At 72.8% G+C, this 22,964-nt stretch carries 23 protein-coding genes; 9 read left to right on the top strand and 14 right to left on the bottom strand.

Annotated elements, in window-relative coordinates; all coding sequences use genetic code 11:
* Window positions 1–6: 6 nt before the first annotated feature.
* Entirely contained in the window at window positions 7–1,005 is a 999-nt protein-coding gene (locus ACIRPX_RS38485) for an anion permease (protein WP_404204137.1), read from the bottom strand.
* A 7-nt stretch (window positions 1,006–1,012) separates the two neighbouring features.
* On the bottom strand, window positions 1,013–1,633 hold the full coding sequence (locus tag ACIRPX_RS38480) for a DUF47 domain-containing protein (RefSeq protein ID WP_030576801.1): 621 nt from the start codon (window positions 1,631–1,633) through the stop codon (window positions 1,013–1,015).
* Between the two features lie 224 nt (window positions 1,634–1,857).
* On the opposite strand from ACIRPX_RS38480, the gene ACIRPX_RS38475 reads away from it, so the two are divergent.
* Window positions 1,858–2,196 (top strand): metal-sensitive transcriptional regulator, encoded by a 339-nt coding sequence (locus tag ACIRPX_RS38475; protein WP_404204134.1) that lies wholly within the window; start codon window positions 1,858–1,860, stop codon window positions 2,194–2,196.
* A 77-nt stretch (window positions 2,197–2,273) separates the two neighbouring features.
* Here ACIRPX_RS38475 and ACIRPX_RS38470 read toward each other — a convergent pair whose 3' ends face one another.
* Together ACIRPX_RS38470 and ACIRPX_RS38465 are read right to left on the bottom strand one after the other, a co-directional pair.
* Window positions 2,274–2,456 (bottom strand): hypothetical protein, encoded by a 183-nt coding sequence (locus tag ACIRPX_RS38470; RefSeq protein WP_384251197.1) that lies wholly within the window; start codon window positions 2,454–2,456, stop codon window positions 2,274–2,276.
* Between the two features lie 111 nt (window positions 2,457–2,567).
* Window positions 2,568–3,395, bottom strand: a complete 828-nt coding sequence (locus ACIRPX_RS38465; RefSeq protein ID WP_404204131.1) for a hypothetical protein — start codon at window positions 3,393–3,395, stop codon at window positions 2,568–2,570.
* 108 nt (window positions 3,396–3,503) lie between these two features.
* Between ACIRPX_RS38465 and ACIRPX_RS38460 the strand changes: the two genes are divergently transcribed.
* The gene (locus ACIRPX_RS38460; protein WP_404204129.1) at window positions 3,504–3,689 is read left to right on the top strand and encodes a hypothetical protein; all 186 of its coding nucleotides are present in this window, start codon (window positions 3,504–3,506) and stop codon (window positions 3,687–3,689) included.
* Here ACIRPX_RS38460 and ACIRPX_RS38455 read toward each other — a convergent pair.
* The 6 genes from ACIRPX_RS38455 to ACIRPX_RS38430 form a co-directional block, all read right to left on the bottom strand.
* Complete coding sequence (locus tag ACIRPX_RS38455) at window positions 3,686–4,099, bottom strand: NUDIX hydrolase (RefSeq protein WP_404204127.1); 414 nt, start codon at window positions 4,097–4,099, stop codon at window positions 3,686–3,688. The genes ACIRPX_RS38460 and ACIRPX_RS38455 overlap by 4 nt on opposite strands.
* Window positions 4,100–4,132: 33 nt before the next feature.
* Window positions 4,133–5,212, bottom strand: coding sequence for a CHAD domain-containing protein (locus ACIRPX_RS38450; protein WP_404204125.1), 1,080 nt, complete (start codon window positions 5,210–5,212; stop codon window positions 4,133–4,135).
* A complete protein-coding gene (locus ACIRPX_RS38445; RefSeq protein WP_404204123.1) occupies window positions 5,193–7,427 on the bottom strand; it encodes an RNA degradosome polyphosphate kinase in 2,235 nt (744 codons plus the stop codon). The genes ACIRPX_RS38450 and ACIRPX_RS38445 overlap by 20 nt, the downstream gene beginning before the upstream one ends.
* Before the next feature lie 350 nt (window positions 7,428–7,777).
* Window positions 7,778–8,734: a hypothetical protein gene (locus ACIRPX_RS38440; protein WP_404204121.1), complete on the bottom strand. Its 957-nt coding sequence runs from the start codon at window positions 8,732–8,734 to the stop codon at window positions 7,778–7,780.
* Window positions 8,731–9,651 (bottom strand): ABC transporter ATP-binding protein, encoded by a 921-nt coding sequence (locus ACIRPX_RS38435; RefSeq protein ID WP_404204119.1) that lies wholly within the window; start codon window positions 9,649–9,651, stop codon window positions 8,731–8,733. The genes ACIRPX_RS38440 and ACIRPX_RS38435 overlap by 4 nt, the downstream gene beginning before the upstream one ends.
* Complete coding sequence (locus ACIRPX_RS38430; RefSeq protein ID WP_404204168.1) at window positions 9,648–10,055, bottom strand: GntR family transcriptional regulator; 408 nt, start codon at window positions 10,053–10,055, stop codon at window positions 9,648–9,650. Before ACIRPX_RS38430 ends, ACIRPX_RS38435 begins: the two co-directional genes overlap by 4 nt.
* A gap of 111 nt (window positions 10,056–10,166) precedes the next feature.
* On the opposite strand from ACIRPX_RS38430, the gene ACIRPX_RS38425 reads away from it, so the two are divergent.
* From ACIRPX_RS38425 to ACIRPX_RS38405, 5 genes are all read left to right on the top strand, one after another.
* A complete protein-coding gene (locus ACIRPX_RS38425) occupies window positions 10,167–10,718 on the top strand; it encodes an RNA polymerase sigma factor (protein ID WP_404204117.1) in 552 nt (183 codons plus the stop codon).
* A 172-nt stretch (window positions 10,719–10,890) separates the two neighbouring features.
* On the top strand, window positions 10,891–11,706 hold the full coding sequence (locus tag ACIRPX_RS38420) for a zf-HC2 domain-containing protein (protein WP_404204115.1): 816 nt from the start codon (window positions 10,891–10,893) through the stop codon (window positions 11,704–11,706).
* Window positions 11,703–12,563 (top strand): ABC transporter ATP-binding protein, encoded by an 861-nt coding sequence (locus ACIRPX_RS38415; RefSeq protein ID WP_404204113.1) that lies wholly within the window; start codon window positions 11,703–11,705, stop codon window positions 12,561–12,563. The genes ACIRPX_RS38420 and ACIRPX_RS38415 overlap by 4 nt, the downstream gene beginning before the upstream one ends.
* Window positions 12,560–14,083 (top strand): ABC transporter permease, encoded by a 1,524-nt coding sequence (locus ACIRPX_RS38410; RefSeq protein ID WP_404204111.1) that lies wholly within the window; start codon window positions 12,560–12,562, stop codon window positions 14,081–14,083. The genes ACIRPX_RS38415 and ACIRPX_RS38410 overlap by 4 nt, the downstream gene beginning before the upstream one ends.
* Entirely contained in the window at window positions 14,080–14,751 is a 672-nt protein-coding gene (locus ACIRPX_RS38405) for an ABC transporter (RefSeq protein ID WP_404204166.1), read from the top strand. Before ACIRPX_RS38410 ends, ACIRPX_RS38405 begins: the two co-directional genes overlap by 4 nt.
* On the opposite strand, the gene mshD is transcribed toward ACIRPX_RS38405, so the two are convergent.
* A complete protein-coding gene (gene mshD, locus ACIRPX_RS38400) occupies window positions 14,711–15,637 on the bottom strand; it encodes a mycothiol synthase (protein WP_404204110.1) in 927 nt (308 codons plus the stop codon). The genes ACIRPX_RS38405 and mshD overlap by 41 nt on opposite strands.
* Window positions 15,638–15,792: 155 nt before the next feature.
* On the opposite strand from mshD, the gene ACIRPX_RS38395 reads away from it, so the two are divergent.
* Together ACIRPX_RS38395 and ACIRPX_RS38390 are read left to right on the top strand one after the other, a co-directional pair.
* The gene (locus ACIRPX_RS38395; RefSeq protein ID WP_404204108.1) at window positions 15,793–17,598 is read left to right on the top strand and encodes a bifunctional metallophosphatase/5'-nucleotidase; all 1,806 of its coding nucleotides are present in this window, start codon (window positions 15,793–15,795) and stop codon (window positions 17,596–17,598) included.
* Window positions 17,599–18,118: 520 nt separating this feature from the next.
* Complete coding sequence (locus ACIRPX_RS38390; protein ID WP_404204106.1) at window positions 18,119–19,903, top strand: ABC transporter ATP-binding protein; 1,785 nt, start codon at window positions 18,119–18,121, stop codon at window positions 19,901–19,903.
* Here ACIRPX_RS38390 and ACIRPX_RS38385 read toward each other — a convergent pair.
* The 3 genes from ACIRPX_RS38385 to ACIRPX_RS38375 form a co-directional block, all read right to left on the bottom strand.
* Window positions 19,893–20,603 carry a response regulator transcription factor gene (locus ACIRPX_RS38385; protein ID WP_404204104.1) on the bottom strand — a complete coding sequence of 237 codons (711 nt, stop codon included), beginning with the start codon at window positions 20,601–20,603 and terminating at the stop codon, window positions 19,893–19,895. The two genes, ACIRPX_RS38390 and ACIRPX_RS38385, sit on opposite strands and share 11 nt — an antisense overlap.
* A gap of 105 nt (window positions 20,604–20,708) precedes the next feature.
* On the bottom strand, window positions 20,709–22,151 hold the full coding sequence (locus tag ACIRPX_RS38380; protein WP_404204102.1) for an ATP-binding protein: 1,443 nt from the start codon (window positions 22,149–22,151) through the stop codon (window positions 20,709–20,711).
* The gene (locus ACIRPX_RS38375; RefSeq protein WP_404204099.1) at window positions 22,148–22,885 is read right to left on the bottom strand and encodes a response regulator transcription factor; all 738 of its coding nucleotides are present in this window, start codon (window positions 22,883–22,885) and stop codon (window positions 22,148–22,150) included. Before ACIRPX_RS38375 ends, ACIRPX_RS38380 begins: the two co-directional genes overlap by 4 nt.
* Window positions 22,886–22,964: the final 79 nt, after the last annotated feature.

Here is a 22,964-nt window from a genome sequence, read left to right as displayed (position 1 = left end):
GGCCTCCTACAGGAACGCCAGGTCCACGAGCCAGTACGCCGCCGCTGCCACCAGGGCCGCGGCCGGCATCGTGATGAACCAGCCGAGGACGATGTTCTTGGCCACGCCCCAGCGGACCGCGTTCACGCGCTTGGTGGCGCCGACGCCCATGATCGCCGAGGTGATGACGTGGGTGGTGGAGATGGGGGCCTTGAAGAGGAAGGCCGTGGTGAACATGATCGCCGCGCCGGTGGTCTCCGCGGCGAAGCCCTGCGGCGGGTCCAGTTCGATGATCTTGCGGCCGAGGGTGCGCATGATGCGCCAGCCGCCGGCGTAGGTGCCCAGGGAGAGCATGACCGCGCAGACGATCTTGACCCAGACCGGGATCGGGTCGCCGTAGGTCTCGTGGCCGGAAATCACCAGTGCCATCACCACGACGCCCATCGTCTTCTGGGCGTCCTGGAGGCCGTGGCCGAGCGCCATGCCCGCCGCCGAGACCGTCTGCGCGATCCGGAAGCCGCGCTTGGCCTTGTGCGGGTTGGACCGGCGGAAGAGCCACAGGATCGCCGTCATGACGAGGTAGCCGACGATCAGGCCGACGATCGGCGACAGGAACATCGGGATGACGATCTTGTCGATCACGCCGTGCCAGATGACCTCCGTGCCGCCGGCCAGCGCCGCGCCCACCAGGCCGCCGAACAGGGCGTGGGAGGACGAGGAGGGCAGCCCGAAGTACCAGGTGACGAGGTTCCAGACGATCGCGCCGACCAGGCCGGCGAAGAGGATGGCCATTCCCGTCGACCCCTGCGGGGTCTCGATCAGGCCCTCGCTGACGGTCTTGGCGATCCCGGAGCCCAGGAAGGCGCCCGCGAGATTCATCACGGCGGCCATCGCGAGCGCCGCCCGGGGGGTCAGCGCGCGCGTCGACACCGACGTCGCGATCGCGTTCGCCGAGTCGTGGAAGCCGTTGGTGTACGTGAAGAAGAGCGCGACCGCGATGGTCACGATGAGAGCGAAGGTGTCCATCGACGCCTCAGGACTCCTTGACGGCGATGGTCTCCACCGTGTTCGCCACATGCTCGAAAGCGTCGGCGGCCTCTTCCAGCACGTCCACGATCTGCTTGAGCTTCAGCACCTCGATCGCGTCGTACTTGCCGTTGAAGAGGTGCGCGAGCAGCTTGCGGTGGATCTGGTCGGCCTGGTTCTCCAGCCGGTTGACCTCGATCCAGTACTCGGTGAGGTTGTCCATCGTCCGCAGGTTCGGCATGGCCTCGGCCGTCAGCTCGGCCGCCCGCGCCAGGACCTCGATCTGCTGTTCGACGCCCTTGGGGAGTTCCTCCACGTTGTAGAGGACGACCAGGTCGACGGCCTCCTCCATGAAGTCCATGATGTCGTCGAGGGACGAGGCGAGGGAGTAGATGTCCTCGCGGTCGAACGGCGTGATGAACGAGGAGTTCAGCTGGTGGAAGATCGCGTGCGTGGCGTCGTCGCCTGCGTGTTCCGCGGCCCGCATACGCTCTGCGATCTCGGCCCGGGCAGGAGTGTCCGCCCCGAGCAGTTCCATCAGGAGCTTCGAGCCCGTGACGATGTTGTCCGCGGACGCGGCGAACATGTCGTAGAAGCTCGTCTCCCTGGGGGTCAGACGAAAGCGCACGTGGGGTCCTCTAGGTGCTTCGGTTTCGGTCAGGCTGATGCTAGGCGCATCATCCGGCCACGGCTAACGGGCCGTCCCCCAGTGTCGCCCATCGGGCAGAGTGGTCGGCACGGGGGCGGTGCGAGGCTTCGGATCCGGTGTCGGCCAAGGGCCCTATACCCGGCAAAGTTCGGTACGATATACCCACCTGGGGTATATGTCCGCACGACTTGTGGGAGGACGCGATGACGACCACCGAGGCCGGCGCGACCGCGCCCACCGGCAGCAGCGCACAGAACGTGACGCACGGGTACCACAAGCAGAAGGACGAGCATCTCAAGCGGCTGCGCCGGATCGAGGGCCAGATCCGGGGACTGCAGCGGATGGTGGACGAGGACACCTACTGCATCGACATACTGACCCAGGTGTCCGCCTCCACCAAGGCCCTGCAGTCCTTCGCGCTGCAGCTGCTGGAGGAGCACCTGCGGCACTGCGTCGCCGACGCCGCTCTCCAGGGCGGCGACGAGATCGACGCGAAGGTCGAGGAGGCCACGAAGGCCATCGGGCGGCTGCTGCGCACCTGAGCGGCCCCCCGTGTGGGGTCCGGCGGCGGGCCGAGGCGCGGCGGGCAGGGGCCCGGCCGCGCCCCGAGGCATGGAGGTCAGGCGTCCGTGTCCCCCGCACGGGCACGCTCTTCGGCCACTTTCAGCACCTCGTCGATGCTCTCCAGGCTGAGCCGCTCCTCCGCGGCCGAGGCCGCGATGATCAGCTCTCCGCACAGCTCGATCTCGGCGAGGGCCACGTGGTCCTGAACTGCCGTACCGCCGACCGGAGCCACGTGCATCACCTCATCTCTGCCGTTACCGACTTCCTAGAGTAGGGAGCGGCCTACGCACCGCGCATGGCACGGACGGGCTAGTTCTTGACGCCCGCAGGCCGTCCCGCCCCCGGCCCGCTACTCGGCGATCTTCCCCGCGTAGATGTCCTTCGCCGCGGGCAACCGTACGTCGACGGGGGTCCCGAAGCCGTACAGCAGGGTCGTCGAGGCGACCGCGACGGCGCTCTTCTCCCGCCCGTTGACGAAGCTGAACCGGTGCCGGATCTTGCGGATGCGGCCCTGGTCGTCGAGGTAGGCGTCGAACGGCACCTCGGCCGTGGCGAACCCTTTCGCCGCCGCGGCGAGCGAGGCGCGGACGCCTTCGGAGGCGCCCTTCGCCGCCGTCGCGAGGTCGGCGGTGCCGCGGTAGTGCCGCACCTCGACGCCCGCGAACTCGGTGCGGCCGAGATAGGTCGCCGTGCGCGTCCCGCGCAGCAACTCCGCGGCGGCGTAGGGGTCGGTGGCCCCGCCGGTGACCAGATTGCCGTCGGAGAGGGACGCCGTGTCGACCCGTACCCATTTGTCGGCCGGCACGCCCGCGCCCCGGTTCTTCATGAACAGGGCCCCGGGTGCGAGCAGTTCGGTGATCGGGCGGTGCTCGGCGGTGCCGGCCGGGGTCTGCGGGAGCTGCACGCGCAGGCTGCCGAGCCGCCGCCGGAAGTCGTAGTCGCCCTCGCCGCGGATCGTGACGCGGGTGCCGCCGGTGGCCATCTCCATCGAGGTGCGGGCCTTCGACGTGCCCGCCTCCACCAGGGTCCCGGCGGCGTGCCGCAGGGTCTCCACGGGGTCGGAGGCGCGGGGGTCCTCGGCGGCGGCCCCGGTGCCGGCGCAGCCGGCCGCCCCCATGCAGACGCAGACCATCAGTCCCGCCGCGACGAGCGTCCCCGTCCGCTGCAGCTCCGCCATCGCCTGTCTACCCCCCAGCCGGTACGTCCGTCACGGGCTCGTTCCGCTTAACGACGGGTGGGAGGGGGCCGTCACGCCCCTGCGGAAGCCCGCTGCCGGAGGCAGCTGATGAATGCGGCACGCGGGCTCGGTACCGTGGTCGGCGTGGCGCAGCAGGAACATCGCACGACGACGGTCGAACAGGGCCGGTTCTGTTTCGCACGGTGCAGCTGCGGGTGGCGCGGCCCCGCGCGCAGAGCCCGCAGCCAGGCCCGTACGGACGCCGACGGGCACGCGACCTCGGTGAAGACCTAGGAAGCCGTGAACAGTTCGTCGACGAGGGTGCGGTCGCGGAACTGGGTCAGGCGGCTGCGGGCCGCCGCGGGGGAGAGCCACAGGATGCGGTCCACCTCCTCGTTGGGCGTGAAGTGGCCGCCGGACGCCTCGGCCGCCCAGTAACGCACCTGCTTGGGGCGGCCGTTGACCATGTACCGCAGGGTGGCCAGCTCACCCCCGGGGACGGCGGTGTACCCCGTCTCCTCCTCGACCTCGCGCAGCGCGCCCGTGACCGGGTCCTCGCCGCGCTTCAGCTTGCCCTTGGGGTGTGACCAGTCGTCGTACTTCGGCCGGTGGACGAGGCAGATCTCCAGCTCGCCGTCGACCGGGGAACGGCGCCACAGGACGCAGCCGGCCGCCAGGATGAGGGTGTCGTTGGTCTGAGTCACCGGCTCACCGCCTCCTTCGACGGGGTTCACAGCTCAGGACGTGCTCACGGCCTGCTTCTGCCAGCACTGCTGGAAGGCGAAGCGGGCCGCCTCCACCTCGTGCCGCTGGTCGGCGTGCAGCACCCCGAGCGCGTAGGCGGTGGCCGGGGCGATGCGCGGGGTGCGGGCCGCCGAGGCCGCCGCGGCCGCGGCCTCCGAGGCGTCGCGGTGGCGGTCGAGGGCCTGGCCCGCGGTCAGCAGGCGGATGTCGACGGGACCCTTGGTGCCGTACAGCGTCTCGCGGGCGTAGCGGTGCAGCCGCAGCAGCAGCCGGACCTGGTGCCAGGGGGCGTCCTGGGGGTGCGGCGAGGGGTCCGGGGAGAGGCCGTGGATCAGGGCCTCCGCGTTGTACGGGCTGCCCGCGGTGACGAGCGGCAGCGCGGTCACGGCGTCCGTCAGCCGCTCCTCGGCCGCGGCGGCCGACGGGCGGAGGTCGGCCGTGGGGGCGGCGGCGGTGAGCGGGACCTCGCTGGCCAGTACGGCGACCTTGTCGGCGACGGCGTGGAAGCGGCTCGATCCCAGGGCCTGCAGGGCGGTGCTGTGGGCGCGGGTCCGGGCGAGGGTGAGCTGGCGTTCGAGCAGGGCGCCCGCCTTCGCCGCGCCGACGGTCAGGTTGCCGCGGTCCGCCGTGGGCGCGTCCCGGCCGCCCGGGGTCGCGTCCACGACGGCGGACATGCCCGCCGGGGCCGCCGTCTGGACCGGGAACGCCGCCGCCCCCGACAGCCTGTGCAGCGCCAGCAGCAGTCGTTCCAGCCGTGCCGCGTACGCGTGCTCCATCGTCAGTGTCCCCGACAGCCAGGCGAGTTCGGGGCGCAGGTCCTCGGACCAGTCGGCGTCCAGCAGGGGGCGGAAGGTGTGCAGGCTGCCGCTGATGCGGCGGACCGAGCGGCGCAGGGCGCGCGCCGCGTCGACGGGATCCTCCGTGCCGCCCTGGGCCGCGGCTCCGGTCTCCCGGTGCTGGCGCAGGGCGCGAAGGAACTCCGTGGCCTGGGCCCGCAGATAGCCCGCGAGGGCGTCACCTGTGGGGGCGGGCCCGGCCGCGGGGTCCGTCGGGTCAAGGTGTTGCTGTGCCACGCCGGCGCCTCCGGGCGTCTATGAGCATCTCCTGGACATTCCGCAGGGGTTGGCCGTCCGCGTCGGTGGCGTGCCGGACCCAGTCGCCGTCCGGCCCGAGGTGCCAGGAGGAGGTCGTGTCGGACATGCCCGTCTCCAGCAGCCGGTTCAGGGCTGCGCGGTGGGCCGGGTCGGTCACCCTGACCAGGGCCTCGATACGGCGGTCGAGGTTGCGGTGCATCATGTCGGCGCTGCCGATCCACACCTCGGGCTCGCCGCCGTTGCCGAAGGCGAAGACCCGGGAGTGTTCGAGGAAGCGGCCGAGGACGGAGCGGACCCGGATGTTCTCCGACAGGCCCGCGACGCCCGGGCGGATGGCGCAGATGCCGCGTACCCAGATCTCGACCGGCACGCCTGCCTGCGACACCCGGTAGAGCGCGTCGATGACGGCCTCGTCGACCATCGAGTTGACCTTGATGCGGACGAAGGCGGGCCGGCCCGCACGGTGGTGCTGGGCCTCCTTGTTGATCCGCGAGATGAGGCCGTCGCGCAGGGACTTGGGGGCGACCAGGAGACGGCGGTAGGTCTCCCGGCGCGAGTATCCGGACAGCCGGTTGAAGAGGTCCGAGAGGTCGGCGCCCACCTGGGGGTCGGCGGTGAGCAGGCCGAGGTCCTCGTAGAGCCGCGCCGTCTTCGGGTGGTAGTTGCCGGTGCCGACGTGGCTGTAGCGCCGTAGCGTGTCGCCTTCCTGGCGGACCACCAGGGAGAGCTTGCAGTGCGTCTTGAGGCCGACCAGGCCGTAGACGACGTGGCAGCCCGCCTCCTCCAGCTTGCGCGCCCACTTGATGTTGGCGTGCTCGTCGAAGCGGGCCTTGATCTCGACCAGCACCAGGACCTGCTTGCCGGCCTCGGCGGCGTCGATGAGGGCGTCGACTATCGGGGAGTCGCCGGAGGTGCGGTACAGGGTCTGCTTGATGGCGAGGACGTCCGGGTCGTTGGCCGCCTGCTCCAGGAACGCCTGCACGGAGGTGGAGAAGGAGTCGTAGGGGTGGTGCAGCAGGACGTCCCGGCTGCGCAGTGCCGCGAAGATGTCGGGCGCGGAGGCCGACTCGACCTCGGCGAGGTCGCGGTGGACGCCGGCGACGAACTTGCGGTACTTCAGCTCGGGACGGTCGAGGCCGGCGACGCGGAAGAGGCCCGTGAGGTCCAGGGGACCCGGCAGCGGATACACCTCGGCCTCGGAGATCTTCAGCTCGCGCACCAGCAGGTCCAGCACCTCGCGGTCGATCGACTCCTCCACCTCCAGGCGCACCGGCGGCCCGAAGCGGCGTCGCATGAGCTCCTTCTCCAGGGCCTGGAGCAGGTTCTCGGCGTCGTCCTCCTCGACCTCGAGGTCCTCGTTGCGGGTGAGCCGGAAGGCGTGGTGCTCCAGGACCTCCATGCCCGGGAACAGCTCCTCCAGGTGGGCCGCGATGACGTCCTCGATGGGGACGTAGCGGCCGGGGGAGCTCTCCAGGAAGCGGGACAGCAGCGGCGGCACCTTGACGCGGGCGAAGTGCTTGTGGCCCGTGACGGGGTTGCGTACGACGACGGCCAGGTTCAGGGAGAGGCCGGAGATGTAGGGGAAGGGGTGCGCCGGGTCGACCGCGAGGGGGGTGAGGACCGGGAAGATCTGGTGGCGGAAGAGGGTGAACAGGCGCGCCTGCTCCTTCTCCGTCAGCTCGCTCCAGCGGACGAGGTGGATGCCCTCCTCCGCGAGCGCGGGGGCGACGTCCTCGTGGTAGCAGGCGGCGTGCCGGGCCATGAGTTCGCGCGAGCGGGCCCAGATCATCTCCAGCACTTCACGCGGCTGGAGGCCGGAGGCCGAACGGGTGGCGACGCCGGTGGCGATGCGCCGCTTCAGGCCGGCCACCCGGACCATGAAGAACTCGTCCAGGTTGCTGGCGAAGATCGCGAGGAAGTTGGCCCGTTCGAGCAGGGGCGTGTTCGGGTCCTCGGCGAGCTCCAGGACGCGCTCGTTGAAGGCGAGCCAGCTTCGCTCCCGGTCGAGGAACCGGCCCTGCGGCAGCTGGGGCCCGTCGTACGGCGACTCCTCGTACGCGTCGAGGTCCGCATCGATGTCGGGTTCCAGGTCGGATACCGCCGCGGCCACCGTGTGCGGGCGGTGCGCGGCTATGGAGCCCACGGAGGGCTGCGCGTGCTGGACCTGTGCCTGGGCGGTGTCGTGCTGACTCATGAACCCATTCTTCCGCGCCACGGGCGATACGGGCGCGTCGGAAAGCGCGGGAGGGAGGGCGTTCACGGAGCCGGGACCCGTCCCGGGTCCCCCTAGGGCGTCCCCGTTCCCCGCGGGCCCCTCTGGGGGTGGCGAAGGCTTCGGCACGGAGGGCGTCATTGGCCGAGGGTCGCAAGCCCGTCTGAACCGTTGGTTACGGCGACATGGCGTGCGGGATATCTGGGGGCGGCTCCCGGGCGTCTACGGCGACGGGTCCGGCGTAAGACCTGGCTGACGGGCCGCCTCCGGAGGATACGGACGTCCCTCCCGTCGGTGGAAGCCCGGGAGGGACGGCGGCGGCGCCGGACGGGTCACACGGCGCGGCGGCGCAGGACGGCGAACGCCGCGGCGGCGGCCAGGGCGGTGAGGGCCAGCAGGACACCCGTCTCCAGGAGCTGGCGGGGCCAGTAGTCGGGGGAGGGGAGGTACGCGCGGCCGAAGCGGGCGATGTGGTGGGCGGCCAGGCAGTGGCGGTCGTCGTAGCAGCCCGGGTCGGGGACCTTGGCGCCGGAGGTGTCGATCGCCCAGCTGCGGGAGTGCAGCTCCGGCTGCTGGTAGCGGCCCTGGAAGGGCCAGTGGTTGCCGCGGAAGGCGTAGACCAGGAAGTAGGCGAACCCGCTGAGGGCGAGCGCGGGCAGGGTGCGGCGCACCGCGAGGCCGATGAGCGCGCCCAGGGCGAGGCCCAGCAGGGGCGCGGCGACGGTGGCCGGGCCGACCGAGAAGTAGAGGGAGCGGGGGCCGATGCCGGCCACCAGCAGATTGCCGTGGGCGTGCCACAGCTGCCGGTAGAGCGTGGCCAGCAGGCCGTTGCCGAGGACGAGGAAGCACGCGGGCACGGCGAGCTTGGCGGCGAGCCAGCGCGCGGGGGAGACCGACTGCGTCCAGGCGAGCTGCGCGGTGCCGTCCTCCAGTTCGCGGGCGATCAGCGGTCCGGCGGCGAACAGGGCCACGGCGAAGGAGGCGAGCGTGATCAGGGTGTCGGGGTCGTAGAAGAGGTTGTTGTACGCGCCCGAGGTGAAGGAGAGCAGGGTCGCCGAGGTGGAGGACGCCTCCAGGACCCCGCCGTAGCCGAACGTCTCCAGCTTGCGCTGGGTGGCGTCGGCGGCGGGACCGGTCAGCCACAGCAGGAAACCGGCGGTGGCGGCGACGAAGGCGAGCCAGATCCACAGCGCGGTGCGGTGCAGGCGCAGCACCGTCCAGACCAGGCCGCGGGGGCGGGTGGGTGTGCGGCGGGCGGGTGCGGGGGCCGAGAGGGCGGTGGTGGTCATGCCGTCACCGCCGCGGGGGCCGCGGTCGTGCCCGGGGTGAGCAGGGCGGGGACGTCGGGGGAGCGCAGATGGGCGAGCAGGAGTTCCTCCAGGGACGGTTCTTCGGTGGCCCAGGTGCCCTCGACCGGGCCGTCGCGGCGGATCAGGGCGGTGATGCCGCGGCCGGCCGCACGGGACTCGACGACCGTGTGCGGGGCGAGGTCGGCGCTGGTGCCGCGGCCGGTGACCACGGTGTGCGCCGCGAGCAGGTCGTCGATGCCGCCGCCGAGCCGTATCCGGCCGCCGGTCAGGAGCAGCAGGTGGTCGCAGGACTCGGCGAGCTCGCTGACGATGTGCGAGGACATCAGGACGGTGGTGCCGTGCTCGGCGGCGTCCGCCATCAGCGTGCCCATGAGCTCGTGCCGGGCGAGCGGGTCGAGGTCGGCCATCGGCTCGTCGAGCAGCAGCAGACCGGGCCGCTTGCCGAGGGCGAGGCAGAGGGCGACGCGGGTGCGCTGGCCGCCGGAGAGGCCGCCCACCTTCAGGCCGGGGTCGAGCGCGCCCTGTTCGGCGACCGCGGCGGCGCGGGCCGCGTCCCAGCGGTCCGGATTGAGCTCGGCGCCCAGGCGCAGGGTCTCGGCGATGGTCAGCCGCGGGTAGAGCGGCTTGTTCTGCCCCAGGTAGGCGACGCGGTCGCGGCACTCGCCGGGCGTCCCGCCGAGCACGGTGAGCGTGCCCGAGGTGGGCCGCAGCAGGCCGGCGGCGAGTGAGAGCAGGGTCGACTTACCCGCGCCGTTGGGGCCGACCAGCGCGCTGATCCGGCCGGCGGGCAGGCGGAAGGAACAGCCGTCGAGGGCCGCGGGGGCCCTTCGGCCGTACCGCATGCCGAGCCCGGTCGCCTCCAGGGCGACGGCCGGGGTGGTGCTCGTGGAACTCACTGGTCCCCCTCAGGGAAGAGCTCGTCGGATTTCGGGAAGTGCGCGTCGAGGACGGCGCCGAACAGGGCGTCGACGTCCTCGCGGTCCAGCCCGGCCGCGCGGGCGCGCTGCGCCCAGGCGTCGAGTTCGGCCCGCAGCGGCGAGTCGGCCGGCTGTGCGCCGAGCGTCCTGCGGACGAAGGTGCCGAGCCCGCGCCGGGCCTCGACCAGGCCCTCGCGCTCCAGCTCGCGGTAGGCCTTGAGGACCGTGTTGGGATTGACGGCGGTGGCCTCCACCACCTCGCGGGCCGTGGGGAGCCTGTCCCCCGGCTCCAGCAGGCCCAGCCGGAGGGCCTGCTTGGTCTGCTGGACGATCTGGACGTAGGTGGCGACGCCGGAGCGCCGGTCGATGCGGTACTCGACCACTCGTACAACCACCCTTTCACTAATTGAGTAGTGAAAGGGTGGTGGAAGGGGTGCGGCAAAGTCAAGCGCGATCCTGTGAACCGATGCGGCCGGGCCGTCCGATGAGGAGACGTGAGCGAAACGAGAAGCGACGGGGAGCTGCTGCGCGCCGTCGCCGCGGACGGCGACCGGCGCGCCTTCGAGGAGCTGTACCGGCGGTACGCGCCCTGGCTGACCGCGCGTCTGCGCGGCCGCTGCGCCGACGCGGGTGTGGTCGACGACGTCGTGCAGGAGACGTTCCTCGCGATCTGGCGGGGCAAGGCCCGCTACCGCGAGCAGGGCCACGGCGAGGACGCGGCCGGATGGCTGTGGCGCATCGGGTCACGGCGGCTGATCGACGCGCTGCGCGGCGACGGGGCGCGCGGCCGGCTGCGGCAGGCGCTCGCGCGGCTGCGCCACCGGGACGAGGCGTCCGCGGAGGAGCGCGTGCTCGCGGGGGTGGAGCACGGGGACCTCGCGGGCGCCCTGGTCCGGCTCTCGCCGGAACTGCGGGCGGTCCTGCAGGCCACGGTCATCGACGGGCTCACCACCCGCGAGGCCGCCGTCCTGCTCGGAATTCCACCGGGCACGGTCAAGACACGGGCGATGCGGGCCCGGAAACAGCTGCGGGAGGCGCTGGCATGAGCGGGCGGGTGTGCGATCGGGGCTGCGGCGCCGTGGGCGGGTACGGGGACGGCCGTGGGGGTGGGCGCGGCGGGCCGCCGGGGTCCGCGGGCGCACGGGCCGGGGCGGAAGGCGCCGGCCGGAGCGCGCGGGTGTGCGATCGGGGCCGTGGGCCGGTGCGGGAGGTGACGGTATGACGTGGCATGTCGCCGAAGAGGATCTGCGGACCTACGCCCGCGGTGAGCTGGCGCCGCCGCTGCTGTGGTCGGCCGACGCCCACCTGGTGGCCTGCGCCGAGTGCCGCGCGGTGCTCGCCCGTAGTGCCGACCGTGCCCGACTCGACGCGGGCTGGGAGCGGCTGGACGCCGAGCTCGACGCGCCCCGGACCGGCCGGCTGGAGTCGCTGCTGGTGCGGCTGGGGATCGCCGACCACACCGCACGGCTGCTCACGGCCACCCCGGTGCTGCGCCGCTCCTGGCTCGCGGCGGTGGTGTTCCTGCTGGTGGCGACGGTCGGGGCGGTGTACTCGGCCGGTTCGCCCACTCTGTTCCTCGCCCTCGCGCCGCTGCTGCCGCTCGCCGGGGTCGCGCTCGCCTACGGGCCCGCGATGGACCCGACGTACGAGATGGCGGTCGTCGCCCCGCTGCACGGGTTCCGGCTGCTGATGATCCGTACCGTCGCCGTGCTCGCCACCGGCATCGGGCTCAACCTCCTGGCCACGCTGGCCCTGCCGTCCTACGGACTGCGCGCCCTCGCCTGGCTGCTGCCCGCCCTCGCCCTCACCGCGACCGGGCTCGCGCTGACCCCGCGGCTCGGGCCGGTGCTCGCGCCGTCGCTGGTCGGCGGGGCCTGGGTCGCGCTGCTCGCCGCACAGGCGGGGAGCGACGGCCCGCCCGTGCCGTTCACCGCCGCCGGGCAGGGCGCCGCCGCCGTGCTGGCCGCCCTCGCCGTGGGGCTGCTCCTCCTCGTACGTGACCGCTTCGACTTCTTCTCCAGGAGTGCCGCATGACCCCCACCGTCTCCGCCTCAGGGCTGAGCCTCCGCTACGGCGGGACACAGGCCCTCGACGACGTGTCGCTGCGGCTGACACCGGGCGTGACCGGCCTGCTCGGGCCCAACGGGGCCGGAAAGACCACCTTGCTGCGGGTGCTGGCCACCGCCGTGCCCGCCGACCGGGGCGCCTTCACCGCGCTCGGGCACGACCCGGCCTCCGCGGCCGGCCGGCAGGAGGTGCGGCGCAGGCTCGGCTACCTGCCCCAGGCGCCCGGATTCCACCCGGACTTCACGGCCTTCGAGTTCGTCGACTACGTGGCGATCCTCAAGGAGCTGACGGACCGGGCCGCGCGCCACCGCGAGGTGCGCCGCATCCTGGACGAGGTCGACCTCGCCGACGTGCGCGGCAGGCGCATCAAGAAGCTGTCCGGCGGGATGCGGCAGCGCGTCGCGCTGGCGGCCGCGCTCGTCGGCGACCCCGGCTTCCTGGTGCTGGACGAGCCGACCGTCGGTCTCGACCCCGAACAGCGCATGCGCTTCCGGGAGTTGATCGCCCGGGCGGGCGAGGGCCGCACGGTCCTGCTGTCCACGCACCAGACCGAGGACGTGGCGATGCTCTGCCACCGCGTGCTGGTGATGGCGAGCGGCCGCATCCGCTTCGACGGCACCCCGGCCGAGCTGACCGCGCAGGCCGCCGGCCGGGTGTGGAGCAGCGCCGAACGCGACCCCGGTGCGAAGGCCGGCTGGCGCACCGGCACCGGCTCCTTCCGCAACGTCGGCAGCCCGCCCGACGGCGCCGACCTGCTCGAACCCACGCTGGAGGACGGCTACTTGCTCACCCTGGACGACGCCGGCACGGAGGTGGCCGCATGACCGCGACACTGGAGGAGACCCCGGTCGCCGTGCGCGGCACCGGGACCCGGCACTCCTGGGCGGCCGTCTTCGCCCTCGCCCTCTTCGAGGCGCGCCGGCTGCTGCTGAGCGTGCCGGTGCTGCTCGCCTTCGCGGCGTACGCCGCCTGGATCGTGTGGCAGACCCCGGACTTCGAGAACGGCTTCCCCGCGCTCCAGGACGCCGACCGGGCCACCCAGGGCACCCCGATGCTGGTCGGCCTCGCGGTGCTGGTCTCCGCCAACCGCGCGGTGCTGCGCTCCCGGCGGCGCGACACGGAACGGCACTTCGCCGTCACGGTGCTCCCGCAGTCCCTGCGCACGGCGGCCCACGCGCTCGCCGTCGTGCCGGCCGCCGTGCTCACCGCCGCCGGCGTGCTCGGCCAGTTCGGCTGGGCGGCGCTGCGCCCCGGCGCGGTCGGCAGCGGTTCGCCCGCCGAACTGCTCGTGGGGCCGCTGACGGTGCTGCTGTTCGGGATGCTCGGCGTGCTGCTGGCCCGGCTGCTGCCGTCGCTGATCGCCGCGCCCATGCTCATCGTGCTGCTGCTCCTGTTCTTCGTCGGCGGAGGGTTCCCGGCCGGCAGCGGTGAGCGCGGCACGCGCTGGCTGGCTCCGGTCGTGACCGTGGCGAACGCCAAGGCGCTGCCGTCCGCTCTGCTGGACCGGCCCGCCGCCTGGCACGCCCTGTACCTCGCCGGGCTCGGCCTGACCGTGGCGCTGCTCGCGGTGCTGGCGGGCGGCGGCCGCGGCTGGATCCTCTCGGGCGCCGTGGCGGGCGCGGTGGCGCTCACGCTGACCGGCGGCGTCCTGCAGACCGGTGCCCTGCCGGCCGCGACCACGGCGGCGCGGGAGCGGGTCTCGGTCTCCCCCGAGAAGGAGCAGATCTGCGTACGGCGCGAGACCTCCACGTACTGTGCCTACCCGGAGTGGGCGCCCCGTGCGGACACCTGGGCCGCGGTGGTGCACGACGTGCAGTCAGCGGCCGGCGGCTCCGCCCGCACCCAGCCCCTCGTCGTGCGGCAGCGCATCGACGTCCGCTACGGCCTGGACAGCGACGCCGCGATCCAGCCGTCCGCCAACCCGCACCAGGTGTCGGTCGGTACCGGCTGGGGCGGCAACCGGGTCCCCGAGTTCTCCGCCGCCGTCGCCGCCGTGCTGGTCACGGGCGACGAGAAGGCGGCCGGCTCGCTGTGCGACGGCCGGATGGTCACCGTCATGTGGCTCGCCCTGAGTCATCTGCCCGACCCGATGACCTCACTGCGCAACGTCCGCCTCGACGACAGCGTGACCGGCTCCGCGATCGTCCTGTCACCGACGGACCCGATGGACATGACGGCTGGTCAGACCGACGTCGTACGGGAGCTGCTGGGCCGTCCGGCCGCGTCGGTCGCCGCGCGTGTGCGGGCGCACTGGGCGGAGCTGACGGCGCCGAAGGTGACGACCGCGCGGGTCGCGCGGCTGCTGGGCGTGACCGCGCCGAAGGCGGCCGACACGTGCGAATGACACGGGAGTTGGCGCCGCCCGCCTGGCGCGCGCTGCCCTGGCGGGCACCGGCGGCGGGGGCCGGCCTCGGGCTGCTGATCGTCGGAGCGCCGCGGCTGGCGGGCGGCACGCCGGATTCCTGGCTCGCCCTGACCCTGCTGCGCGCCGCGATCCTCGCCCACGCGCTGGGCCTGGCCTTCCTCCTGGACGATCCGGCCCGCCACACCACCGCCACGGTGCCGGTCCGGCGTGCCCTGCGCACGGTCCTCAGGCTCGCGCCCGTGGTGCCGGTCACCGCCCTGTGGTGGACGGCCGCGCTCCTCCTGGTCCCGGAGCGGGTGCGGCCCCCGGTGGGCGCCCTCACCCTGGAGGCGGCGGCCACCTGCGTGCTGGCCCTCGCGGCCGGCGCGGCGGCCGTCCGCCTGACGGACGCTCCGGCGCCGGGCCCCTCGGTGGCGGCGGCCTTCCTGTTCACCGCCGTGGTCGCCCCGCTGCTCCTGCCGGGTCGCTGGGCCCTGCTGGTCCCGGTCGGGGACGAGCGCTGGGCCGCGGCGCACCACCGGTGGGCGGCGGTGCTGGTCGGGGCGGCGGTGCTGTGGGGCCTGTGCCTGCCGGAGCCGCTGCGGCGCCGGGCGGCGGCCGCCCGGATCAGGTTTCCGTCCGGTACATCAAGTCCGTCTCGTACGTGATGAATCCCAGCCGCTCGTACACCGACACCGCCGCCTTGTTGTCCCCGTCGACGTAGAGCATCGCGGCCGGCAGCCCCTGGGCCGCCAGGTGGCGCAGGCCGATCGTGGTGAGGGCCTTGCCGAGGCCGCCGCCCTGCGCGCCCGGCCGGACGCCGAGGACGTACACCTCGCCGAGCTCCTCCGCCGCGTGGACCTTCGTCCAGTGGAAGCCGACGAGTTGCCCGCCGCGGAAGGCGAGGAAGAAGCCCGCGGGGTCGAACCACGGCTCGCCCATGCGGTCTTCGAGGTCGCGCTGGGTGAGGGAGCCCTGCTCCGGATGGTGGGCGAAAGCGGCGGAGTTGACCGCGAGCCAGTCGGCGTCGTCGGTGCCGGGCACGAAGGCACGGACCGTGACGTCCGCGGGGAGGACCGGCTCGGGCAGGTTCAGATCGCGCAACGACCGCCGCATCTGGCGCAGTTCGCGGAAGAGGGTGAGCCCGAGAACCTGCGCGAGGTGGCGGGCCGCGGCGTGCCCGCCGTGCGCCCAGACCCGCAGCCGCTTGCCGGAGGCGGCCAGCAGCGCCGAGCCCAGCGCCCGCCCGTGCCCCTGCCCGCGGTGCGCGGGGTGCACCACCAGCTCGGCGGCCGGCGCCTCCACCGGGTCGGTGTCCTCCAGCTGGGCGTAGCCGACGAGTTGGCCGCCGGCGCTGAGCAGCAGGTGGGACACGCCCTCGCGCTCTCCGCCGCGCAGTTGGAGCCGGCCCTGTTCCGACACCGCCTGCTGGCCGTCCTCACGGGCGGCGTCGGCGAGCAGGGAGAGCACGGCCCCGGTCTGCTCCGGGGTGAGCACGGAGTAGGTCTCGATGGAGCGGTTCCGGCCGGGCCGGGCGGTGTCGTCGCTGGTCATGCGTATGAGGGTAATTGGCGGGACCCGCAAAGTGGGGGTCAAGGGAAGGGCAAAGGGAAACCAGGATGTAACCGCCCGTCCCTTTTCGTGCTACGCGCGTTGACCCTATTCTGCGCCGGACGGTCCACTTCCTCAGCAGACCCACAGGGGGGCGTATGTCAGCCACTTCCCAGCCGAGTCCGCGCCGCAGACGGGCACTCCGTCTCGTCGCCGCGGCCGCCGGTCTCGCCACCGCCGGCGCGCTCGCCGCGGCGCTTCCGGCCGACGCGCACGAGTCCAAGGGCGGCGGCCGCCACCACGGCCCGGGCCGCTACCAGGACGTCCAACTGCTCTCCTTCAACGACCTGCACGGCAATCTGGAGCCGCCGACCGGCTCCTCCGGGCGGGTCACCGAGCTCCAGCCCGACGGCACGACGCAGACCGTCGACGCGGGCGGTGTCGAGTACCTGGCGACCCATCTGCGCCAGGCCCGGGCGGGCCACCCGTACTCCATCACCGCGGCCGGCGGCGACATGGTCGGCGCCTCCCCGCTGATCTCGGGCCTCTTCCACGACGAGCCCACCATCGAGGCGCTGAACAAGCTCGACCTGGACGTCACGTCCGTCGGCAACCACGAGTTCGACGAGGGCGCCGGGGAGTTGGCGCGCCTGCAGAACGGCGGCTGCCACCCCACCGACGGCTGCTACACCGACAAGAGGTTCAAGGGCGCCGACTTCCCGTACCTCGCCGCCAACGTCCTCGACGAGAGGACGGGCCGGCCGATCCTCAGGCCGTACTGGGTCTGGAAGAAGAAGGGCGTCAAGGTCGGCTTCATCGGCGTGACGCTGGAGGGCACCCCCGGCATCGTCTCCGCCGAGGGCGTCAAGGGCCTGAAGTTCAAGGACGAGGTCGAGACGATCAACAAGTACGCCAAGGTGCTGCAGAAGCAGGGCGTGCAGTCGATCGTGGCGCTGATCCACGAGGGCGGCTTCCCCGCGTCGGGGGCCTACAACTACGACTGCGACTCCGCGGGTCCGGGCAGCGGCGTCTCCGGCCCGATCGTCGACATCGCCAAGAACATCACCCCGGCCGTGGACGCCCTCGTCACCGGCCACACCCACACCGCCTACGTCTGCACGATCCCCGACCCGTCGGGCAAGCCCCGCATGGTCACCTCGGCCGCGTCCTTCGGCCGCCTCTACACGGACACCACGCTGACGTACGACCGCGTCACCGCTGACATCGCCCGTACGTCGGTGAGGTCGGCGAACCGCGTGGTCACCCGGACCGTAGCCAAGGCGCCCGACATGACCGCGCTGATCGGCAGGTGGAACACCCTCGCGGCGCCGATCGGCAGCCGGCCGATCGGCTACATCTCGGCCGACGTGCCGAACACCGGCACCGAGTCCCCGATGGGCGACCTCATCGCCGACGCCCAGCTCGCCTACGGCAAGGAGCTGGACCCGGAGACCGACCTCGCGCTGATGAACCCGGGCGGCGTGCGGGCGGGCCTGACCTACCAGGCCACCGGCGGCGAGGGTGACGGCGTGGTGACCTACGCCGAGGGCTTCACCGTCCAGCCGTTCTCCAACACCGTGAACCTGCAGGACTTCACCGGCGCCCAGCTGGTCCAGGTCCTCAAGGAACAGGTCAGCGGAGAGAACGCGAGCTCCCCGAAGGTCCTCCAGCCGTCGTCGGGCCTGACGTACACCCTGGACCTGACGAAGACCGGCGCGGACCGGGTGGTCACCGACTCCATCAGGCTGAACGGCGCCGCGATCGACCCCGCCGCCACCTACCGCGTCGCGACCAACAGCTTCCTCGCCGGCGGCGGCGACGGCTTCACGACGCTGGGACAGGGCACGAACGACCTGGTCGGCACCGACGACCTGGCCGCCCTGGAGCAGTACATGACGGCCAACTCCTCGGCGTCGAGCCCGATGTCGCCGCCCGTGCCGGACCGGATCACGATCGTGGGCTGACGGGTGTGGGCCGCGGGTGGGGGACCAGGGCGCGGGGCCGCCCGTCGGATAAGTCCTGTGTGAATACGGATTCGGTTCCCGGGCCAGTCTGAGATTTTATTTTCAGAGGCAACCCACATCGAATCTTATTGATATCCAAGGTGAATCGTCTTTTTCTCCTTCGGTGATGTCGTAGTGTTTTCCATGTCGAAAGCGAACGGCGCTACCGCGGTAAATCAAGGCGATTCGCACACGGAATACACAGAGAAAGGCAGACTCCCATGAGCTTCCACAAGATCGCCCCGGTCAAGAAGGCCCACAAGCCCGCCCCGGCCCCGAAGAAGAAGGCGCCGAAGAAGCCGGTCCCGAGGCGTCCCGTCGGCCACCGGCACTGATGTCCCCGCGAGGCGGGGCCACCGGCTTGCGTCGAGCGTGTGCTCGCGCCGGTGGCCCCGCCTCGGCCATGTCCGGGGCCCGGTGTCCAGAGCCCGGTGCGCCCCGTGTCCCGTGCCCCGTGCCCTGTGCCCGAGAGGAGTTGACCATGAACGAGGTCCGGGCGGCCTTCGGCCGCTTCTGGCCGCTGACCCGCGGCGACCGCGGATGGCTCGCCGCGGTCGTCGGCTGCGTGGTGGTGTCCGCGCTCGCCGAGACCGCCTCGATCCTGCTGTTCGCCGAGCTCACGGACCATGCCCTGAAGGCCGGTTCGCTCTCCGCCTTCTGGGGCCCGGCCGGCGCCTGGCTGGCCGTCGCGGTGCTCGGCGCGTTCGTCGGCTACCTCGGCAACTCGCTCGCCACCTGGACCGCCGAGAGATTCGTGCTGCGGCTGCGGGCGGGCGTGTTCCGGCACGTCCAGCGGCTCCCGCCGCACTTCTTCCAGCGGCACCGCCGCGGCGACCTGGTGGAGCGGCTGACCGGTGACGTCGAGGCCATCGAGGAGATGGTCGTCTCCGGCGTGGTCGGCACGGTCTCCGCCGCCTTCTCGGCCGTCTTCTACGCGGCGGCCGCCCTCTGGCTGCGCTGGGACCTGGCCCTGGCCACCTTCGTCCTCGTGCCCCTGTTCCTGCTCGCCGCCCGCCGCTTCTCCGGCCGCATCAGGTCCGCGTCCCAGGACGAGCGGGTCGCCGACGGCGCGATCACCTCCGTGGTCGAGGAGTCGCTCGGCAACATCGTCCTCACCCAGGCCTACAACCGCGGCCGGGACGAGGAGCAGCGGCTCGACCGCGAGGCCCGCGCCTGGATGCGGGCGAGCGTGCGCGGCGCCCGGCTCGGCGAGATGTACGAGCAGTTCGTCGAGGTCGTCGAGACCCTGTGCGTCCTCGCGGTGATCGGCCTCGGCGTCTGGGAGATCTCGGCCGGCCGCATGACCCTCGGCCGGCTGCTGGCCTTCGCCGCCTTCATCGGCCACCTCTACCCGCCGGTGCGCAGCCTCGGCCGGCTCGGCCTCACCCTCACCGCCGCGACCGCGGGGGCCCAGCGCCTGAACGAGGTCCTGGACGCGCGGCCGTCCGTCACCGACCCCGCCGAGCCGGTCGCCCCGTGGCCGGTGCGCGGCCGGGTCGCCCTCCACCACGTGTCCTTCCGCTACCCCGCCTCCCCCCGCGCCTGTCTGCGCGACGTGACCTTCACCGCGGGCCCGGGCGAGCTGGTCCTGGTCACCGGCTCCAGCGGCGCCGGCAAGTCGACCCTGTCCAGGCTGCTCACCCGCTTCTACGATCCCGCGCAGGGGGCGATCACTCTCGACGGCGTCCCGCTCACGGACGTGAACCTGGAGTTCCTGCGCGAAAACGTGGCCCTGCTGCCGCAGGAGACGCTCGTCCTCAGCGGCACGATCCGCGAGAACATCGCCTGCGGCCGGCCCGGCGCGAGCCACGCGGAGATCGAGCGGGCGGCCCGGGACGCGGCGGCGCACCACTTCATCGACGCTCTGCCCGAGGGCTACGACACGCCCATCGCGCCCGGCACGGCCGCCCTCTCCGGCGGCCAGCTCCAGCGCATCGCCATCGCCCGCGCGATGCTGCGCCCGGCACCGGTCCTCGTCCTGGACGAGCCGACGGCGGGCCTGGACGCGGTCGCCGCACGCCAGGTGGTGCAGCCGCTGCGCAGGCTGACGGCGGGCCGTACGACGATCATGATCACGCACGATCTGAGCCTCGCGCCGGACGCGGACCGCATCCTCGTCGTCGACCGCGGACGCCTGGTGGAGACGGGCACCCACCGGGAACTCCTCGCCCGGCGGGGCGCGTACGCCAGGCTCGCCGAGCCGCTGCCGGACGCCGCGGCCGACGCACCGCCGGCCCACGACGAGACGATGATCCTCAGGTGGTAGCGCGCAGGGTGTAGCCGTGTCCGCGCACGGTCTGGACCAGGCGCGGCTCACCGCCCGCCTCGGTCTTGCGGCGCAGGTACATGACGTAGACGTCGAGGGTGTTGGAGGAGGGCTCGAAGTCGAAGCCCCACACGTCCTGGAGGATCTGCCGCCGGCCGAGCACCCGGCCGGGGTGCCGCATCAGGTACTCCAGCAGGAGGTACTCGGTCCTGGTCAGCTCCAGCCGGCGGCCGCCGCGGGTGACGGCGCGGGTGCGCGGGTCGAGCGTGACGTCCTGGAAGGCGAGTGCGCCGGCGGCCCCTGCCTCCTCGGCCGGCTGCCGCGGCACGCGGCGCAGCAGCGCCCGGACCCGGGCGAGGAGTTCCTCGGGGGCGAACGGCTTCATCAGATAGCCGTCGGCGCCGTTGTCGAGGGCGACGATACGGTCGCCCACCGCGTCCCGCCCGGTGATCATCAGGATCGGCACGGTGCACCCGGAGGCCCGGATCCGCCGCGTCGCCGCCAGCCCGTCGAGGCCGGGCATGGTGACGTCCATGAGGACCAGGTCGGGCGCGTCCCCGGGCACCCCGACCAGCTCGACGGCCGTGCGGCCGTCCCCGGCGAGGAGCGTCTCGTACCCCTCGAACCGGAGCAGCCGCCCGATGCCCTCCCGCACGTCCGCGTCGTCGTCGGCCAGCAGAACCGTTGTCTTGCGCGCCATCCGAACACGGTGGGGCGAAGGGCTGTGCCAGGACTGGCAGACGGGTGTGCGCGAGCTGGGGGATCGTGCCTCGGCGTGGCCGGTTGCGCGGGTCTCCCGGGGCCGTTACGGCGTTTCCGGGGTCTCCGGCGGCGGTGTCGGCGCCCCCGGCAGCCGTACCGTCACCGCCGTGCCGCCGCCCTCGGCGCGTTCCAGGGAGACCTCGCCGCCGACCTGCTGGACGGTGCGGGCCACGATGGACAGGCCCAGGCCCGAGCCGGGCAGGGCGCGGGCGCTGGGGGAGCGCCAGAAGCGGTCGAAGACGTGGGGGAGTTCGTCGGCGTCGACGCCGGGGCCGTGGTCGCGGACGGTCAGGATGCCGCTGCCGAGCTCCACCTCGATCGTGCCGTGCTCCGGGCTGAACTTCACCGCGTTGTCGAGGATGTTGACGACGGCCCGCTCCAGCGCGGCGGGCTCCGCCCGCACGTACCAGGGCTGGAGGTCCGCGGTGATCGTCAGCTCCGGGCCGCGCAGCCGGGCGCGGCGCAGCGCGGCCTCCACGGTGTCCTCCAGCGAGACGACCTGCACGCGTTCGCCGCGCTGGCCCTCCGAGCGCGACAGCTCCTGGAGGTCGCCGATCAGCGCGGCCAGTTCGGTCATCTGCGCCTTCACGGACGCGAGCAGCGCCTTGCGGTCCGCCTCCGGCAGGGGGCGGCCGGTCTCCTCGCTCCGGCTGAGCAGCTCGATGTTCGTCCGCAGCGAGGTGAGCGGGGTGCGCAGCTCGTGCCCGGCGTCCGCGATGAGCTGCTGCTGCAGGTCGCGGGAGCTGGCGAGGGCGGACGTCATCGAGTTGAACGACCGCGACAGCCGCGCGACCTCGTCCTCGGCGTCGTCCTCCACGGGGATCCGCACACTCAGGTCCTCCGTCCGCGCCACCGTCTCCACGGCCTCGGTGAGCTTGTCGACGGGCCGCAGCCCGGCCCGCGCGACGGCAAGCCCGGCGGCACCGGCACCGAGCACTCCGACACCGGAGACGACCAGGAGGATGAGGGCGAGTTCGTTGAGGGTGGACCGGGTGCCCTTGAGCGGGGTCGCGAGGAGTACGGCGACCCCCTTCGAGTCGTTCGTGTCGACGCCCAGGTACAGGGTCAGCACCCGTACCGAGTTGCCGTCCTCGTCCGTGCCGTCACGGAACAACCCGGCATTGGGCTTGGCGTCCCTGATGACCCTCCTGTCGGCGCCGGTGACCTTGACCGTGCCGGGAGATGTCGGGTCGACGCAGGGGCGGCCCCGTTCCTTGATCGCCTGGACGTAGTCGTTCCGGCCGTGGAACGGCTGGGTGTTCTCCGCCGGGGTCTGCGTGCACCTCGCCAGCAGCGCCTGGACCGTACCGGGACGCCGGGCCATGTCCCGCAGGTCGCCGTCGACCTGTTCGTACAGCTTCCCCTGCACGATGAACCAGCACGTCACCGAAACCGCCGCCACCGCGAAAGCCACGGCGGCAGCGACGAGCATCGCCAGTCGCGACCTGATCGGCAGCGTCTGGAAGCGTCGCAGGACCTTCCTCACTCGGCGCCGCCCTGGCGCAGCACGTACCCCACCCCGCGCACCGTGTGCACGAGCCGCGGCTCGCCGCCCGCCTCGGTCTTGCGGCGCAGGTACATGACGTAGACGTCGAGCGAGTTGGAGGAGGGCTCGAAGTCGAAGCCCCACACGGCCTTCAGGATCTGCTCACGGGTGAGCACCTGCCGCGGGTGGGCCATGAACATCTCCAGCAGCGTGAACTCGGTGCGGGTCAGCTCCACCGGCCGCCCGCCCCGCGTCACCTCCCGCGTCGCCAGGTCCATCCGCAGGTCCGCGAAGGACAGCGCCTCGTCCTCCTGGTCCGTGCCGGCGAGGGCCGCGGCGGCGTAGGAGCTGCGCCGCAGCAGCGCGCGGACGCGCGCGAAGAGCTCGTCCAGCTCGAAGGGCTTGACCAGGTAGTCGTCCGCGCCGGCGTCCAGTCCGGTCACCCGGTCGCCGACGGTGTCCCGCGCCGTGAGCATCAGGATCGGCGTCGTCGTACCGGCCCCGCGCATGCGGCGCGCGGCGGTCAGGCCGTCCATGCGCGGCATCTGGATGTCGAGGACGACCAGGTCGGGCTGGTACACGGTCGTCTTCTCCAGGGCGTCCGCGCCGTCCACGGCGACCTCGGTGTCGTACCCCTCGAAGGCGAGGCTGCGCTGGAGTGCTTCGCGTACGGCCGGCTCGTCGTCGACGATCAGGATGCGCTGGGGGTCACGGTCGCCATCGGCGGGGCTCATGGGCTTCGGGTTCCTCGGGTGCGGTGGGACGGCAAGGGGGCTGAAAGGACCGGTATCTGCTTGAACCTGCTGAATGCCT

The organism is Streptomyces sp. NPDC101225 (assembly GCF_044767585.1).
Classification (GTDB): domain Bacteria; phylum Actinomycetota; class Actinomycetes; order Streptomycetales; family Streptomycetaceae; genus Streptomyces.
The sequence above is the reverse complement of the archived record's forward strand: the minus strand, read 5'-3'. Positions and strand labels throughout refer to the sequence as shown.

Bases quoted from the DNA above. Each gene is read 5' to 3' on its own strand.
- ACIRPX_RS38485 (WP_404204137.1), bottom strand. From the start codon at position 1,005: ATGGACACCTTCGCTCTCATCGTGACCATCGCGGTCGCGCTCTTCTTC.
- ACIRPX_RS38475 (WP_404204134.1), top strand. From the start codon at position 1,858: ATGACGACCACCGAGGCCGGCGCGACCGCGCCCACCGGCAGCAGCGCA.
- ACIRPX_RS38470 (WP_384251197.1), bottom strand. From the start codon at position 2,456: ATGCACGTGGCTCCGGTCGGCGGTACGGCAGTTCAGGACCACGTGGCC.
- ACIRPX_RS38465 (WP_404204131.1), bottom strand. From the start codon at position 3,395: ATGGCGGAGCTGCAGCGGACGGGGACGCTCGTCGCGGCGGGACTGATG.
- ACIRPX_RS38460 (WP_404204129.1), top strand. From the start codon at position 3,504: ATGAATGCGGCACGCGGGCTCGGTACCGTGGTCGGCGTGGCGCAGCAG.
- ACIRPX_RS38445 (WP_404204123.1), bottom strand. From the start codon at position 7,427: ATGAGTCAGCACGACACCGCCCAGGCACAGGTCCAGCACGCGCAGCCC.
- ACIRPX_RS38440 (WP_404204121.1), bottom strand. From the start codon at position 8,734: ATGACCACCACCGCCCTCTCGGCCCCCGCACCCGCCCGCCGCACACCC.
- ACIRPX_RS38420 (WP_404204115.1), top strand. From the start codon at position 10,891: ATGACGTGGCATGTCGCCGAAGAGGATCTGCGGACCTACGCCCGCGGT.
- ACIRPX_RS38415 (WP_404204113.1), top strand. From the start codon at position 11,703: ATGACCCCCACCGTCTCCGCCTCAGGGCTGAGCCTCCGCTACGGCGGG.
- ACIRPX_RS38410 (WP_404204111.1), top strand. From the start codon at position 12,560: ATGACCGCGACACTGGAGGAGACCCCGGTCGCCGTGCGCGGCACCGGG.
- ACIRPX_RS38405 (WP_404204166.1), top strand. From the start codon at position 14,080: ATGACACGGGAGTTGGCGCCGCCCGCCTGGCGCGCGCTGCCCTGGCGG.
- mshD (WP_404204110.1), bottom strand. From the start codon at position 15,637: ATGACCAGCGACGACACCGCCCGGCCCGGCCGGAACCGCTCCATCGAG.
- ACIRPX_RS38395 (WP_404204108.1), top strand. From the start codon at position 15,793: ATGTCAGCCACTTCCCAGCCGAGTCCGCGCCGCAGACGGGCACTCCGT.
- ACIRPX_RS38390 (WP_404204106.1), top strand. From the start codon at position 18,119: ATGAACGAGGTCCGGGCGGCCTTCGGCCGCTTCTGGCCGCTGACCCGC.
- ACIRPX_RS38385 (WP_404204104.1), bottom strand. From the start codon at position 20,603: ATGGCGCGCAAGACAACGGTTCTGCTGGCCGACGACGACGCGGACGTG.
- ACIRPX_RS38375 (WP_404204099.1), bottom strand. From the start codon at position 22,885: ATGAGCCCCGCCGATGGCGACCGTGACCCCCAGCGCATCCTGATCGTC.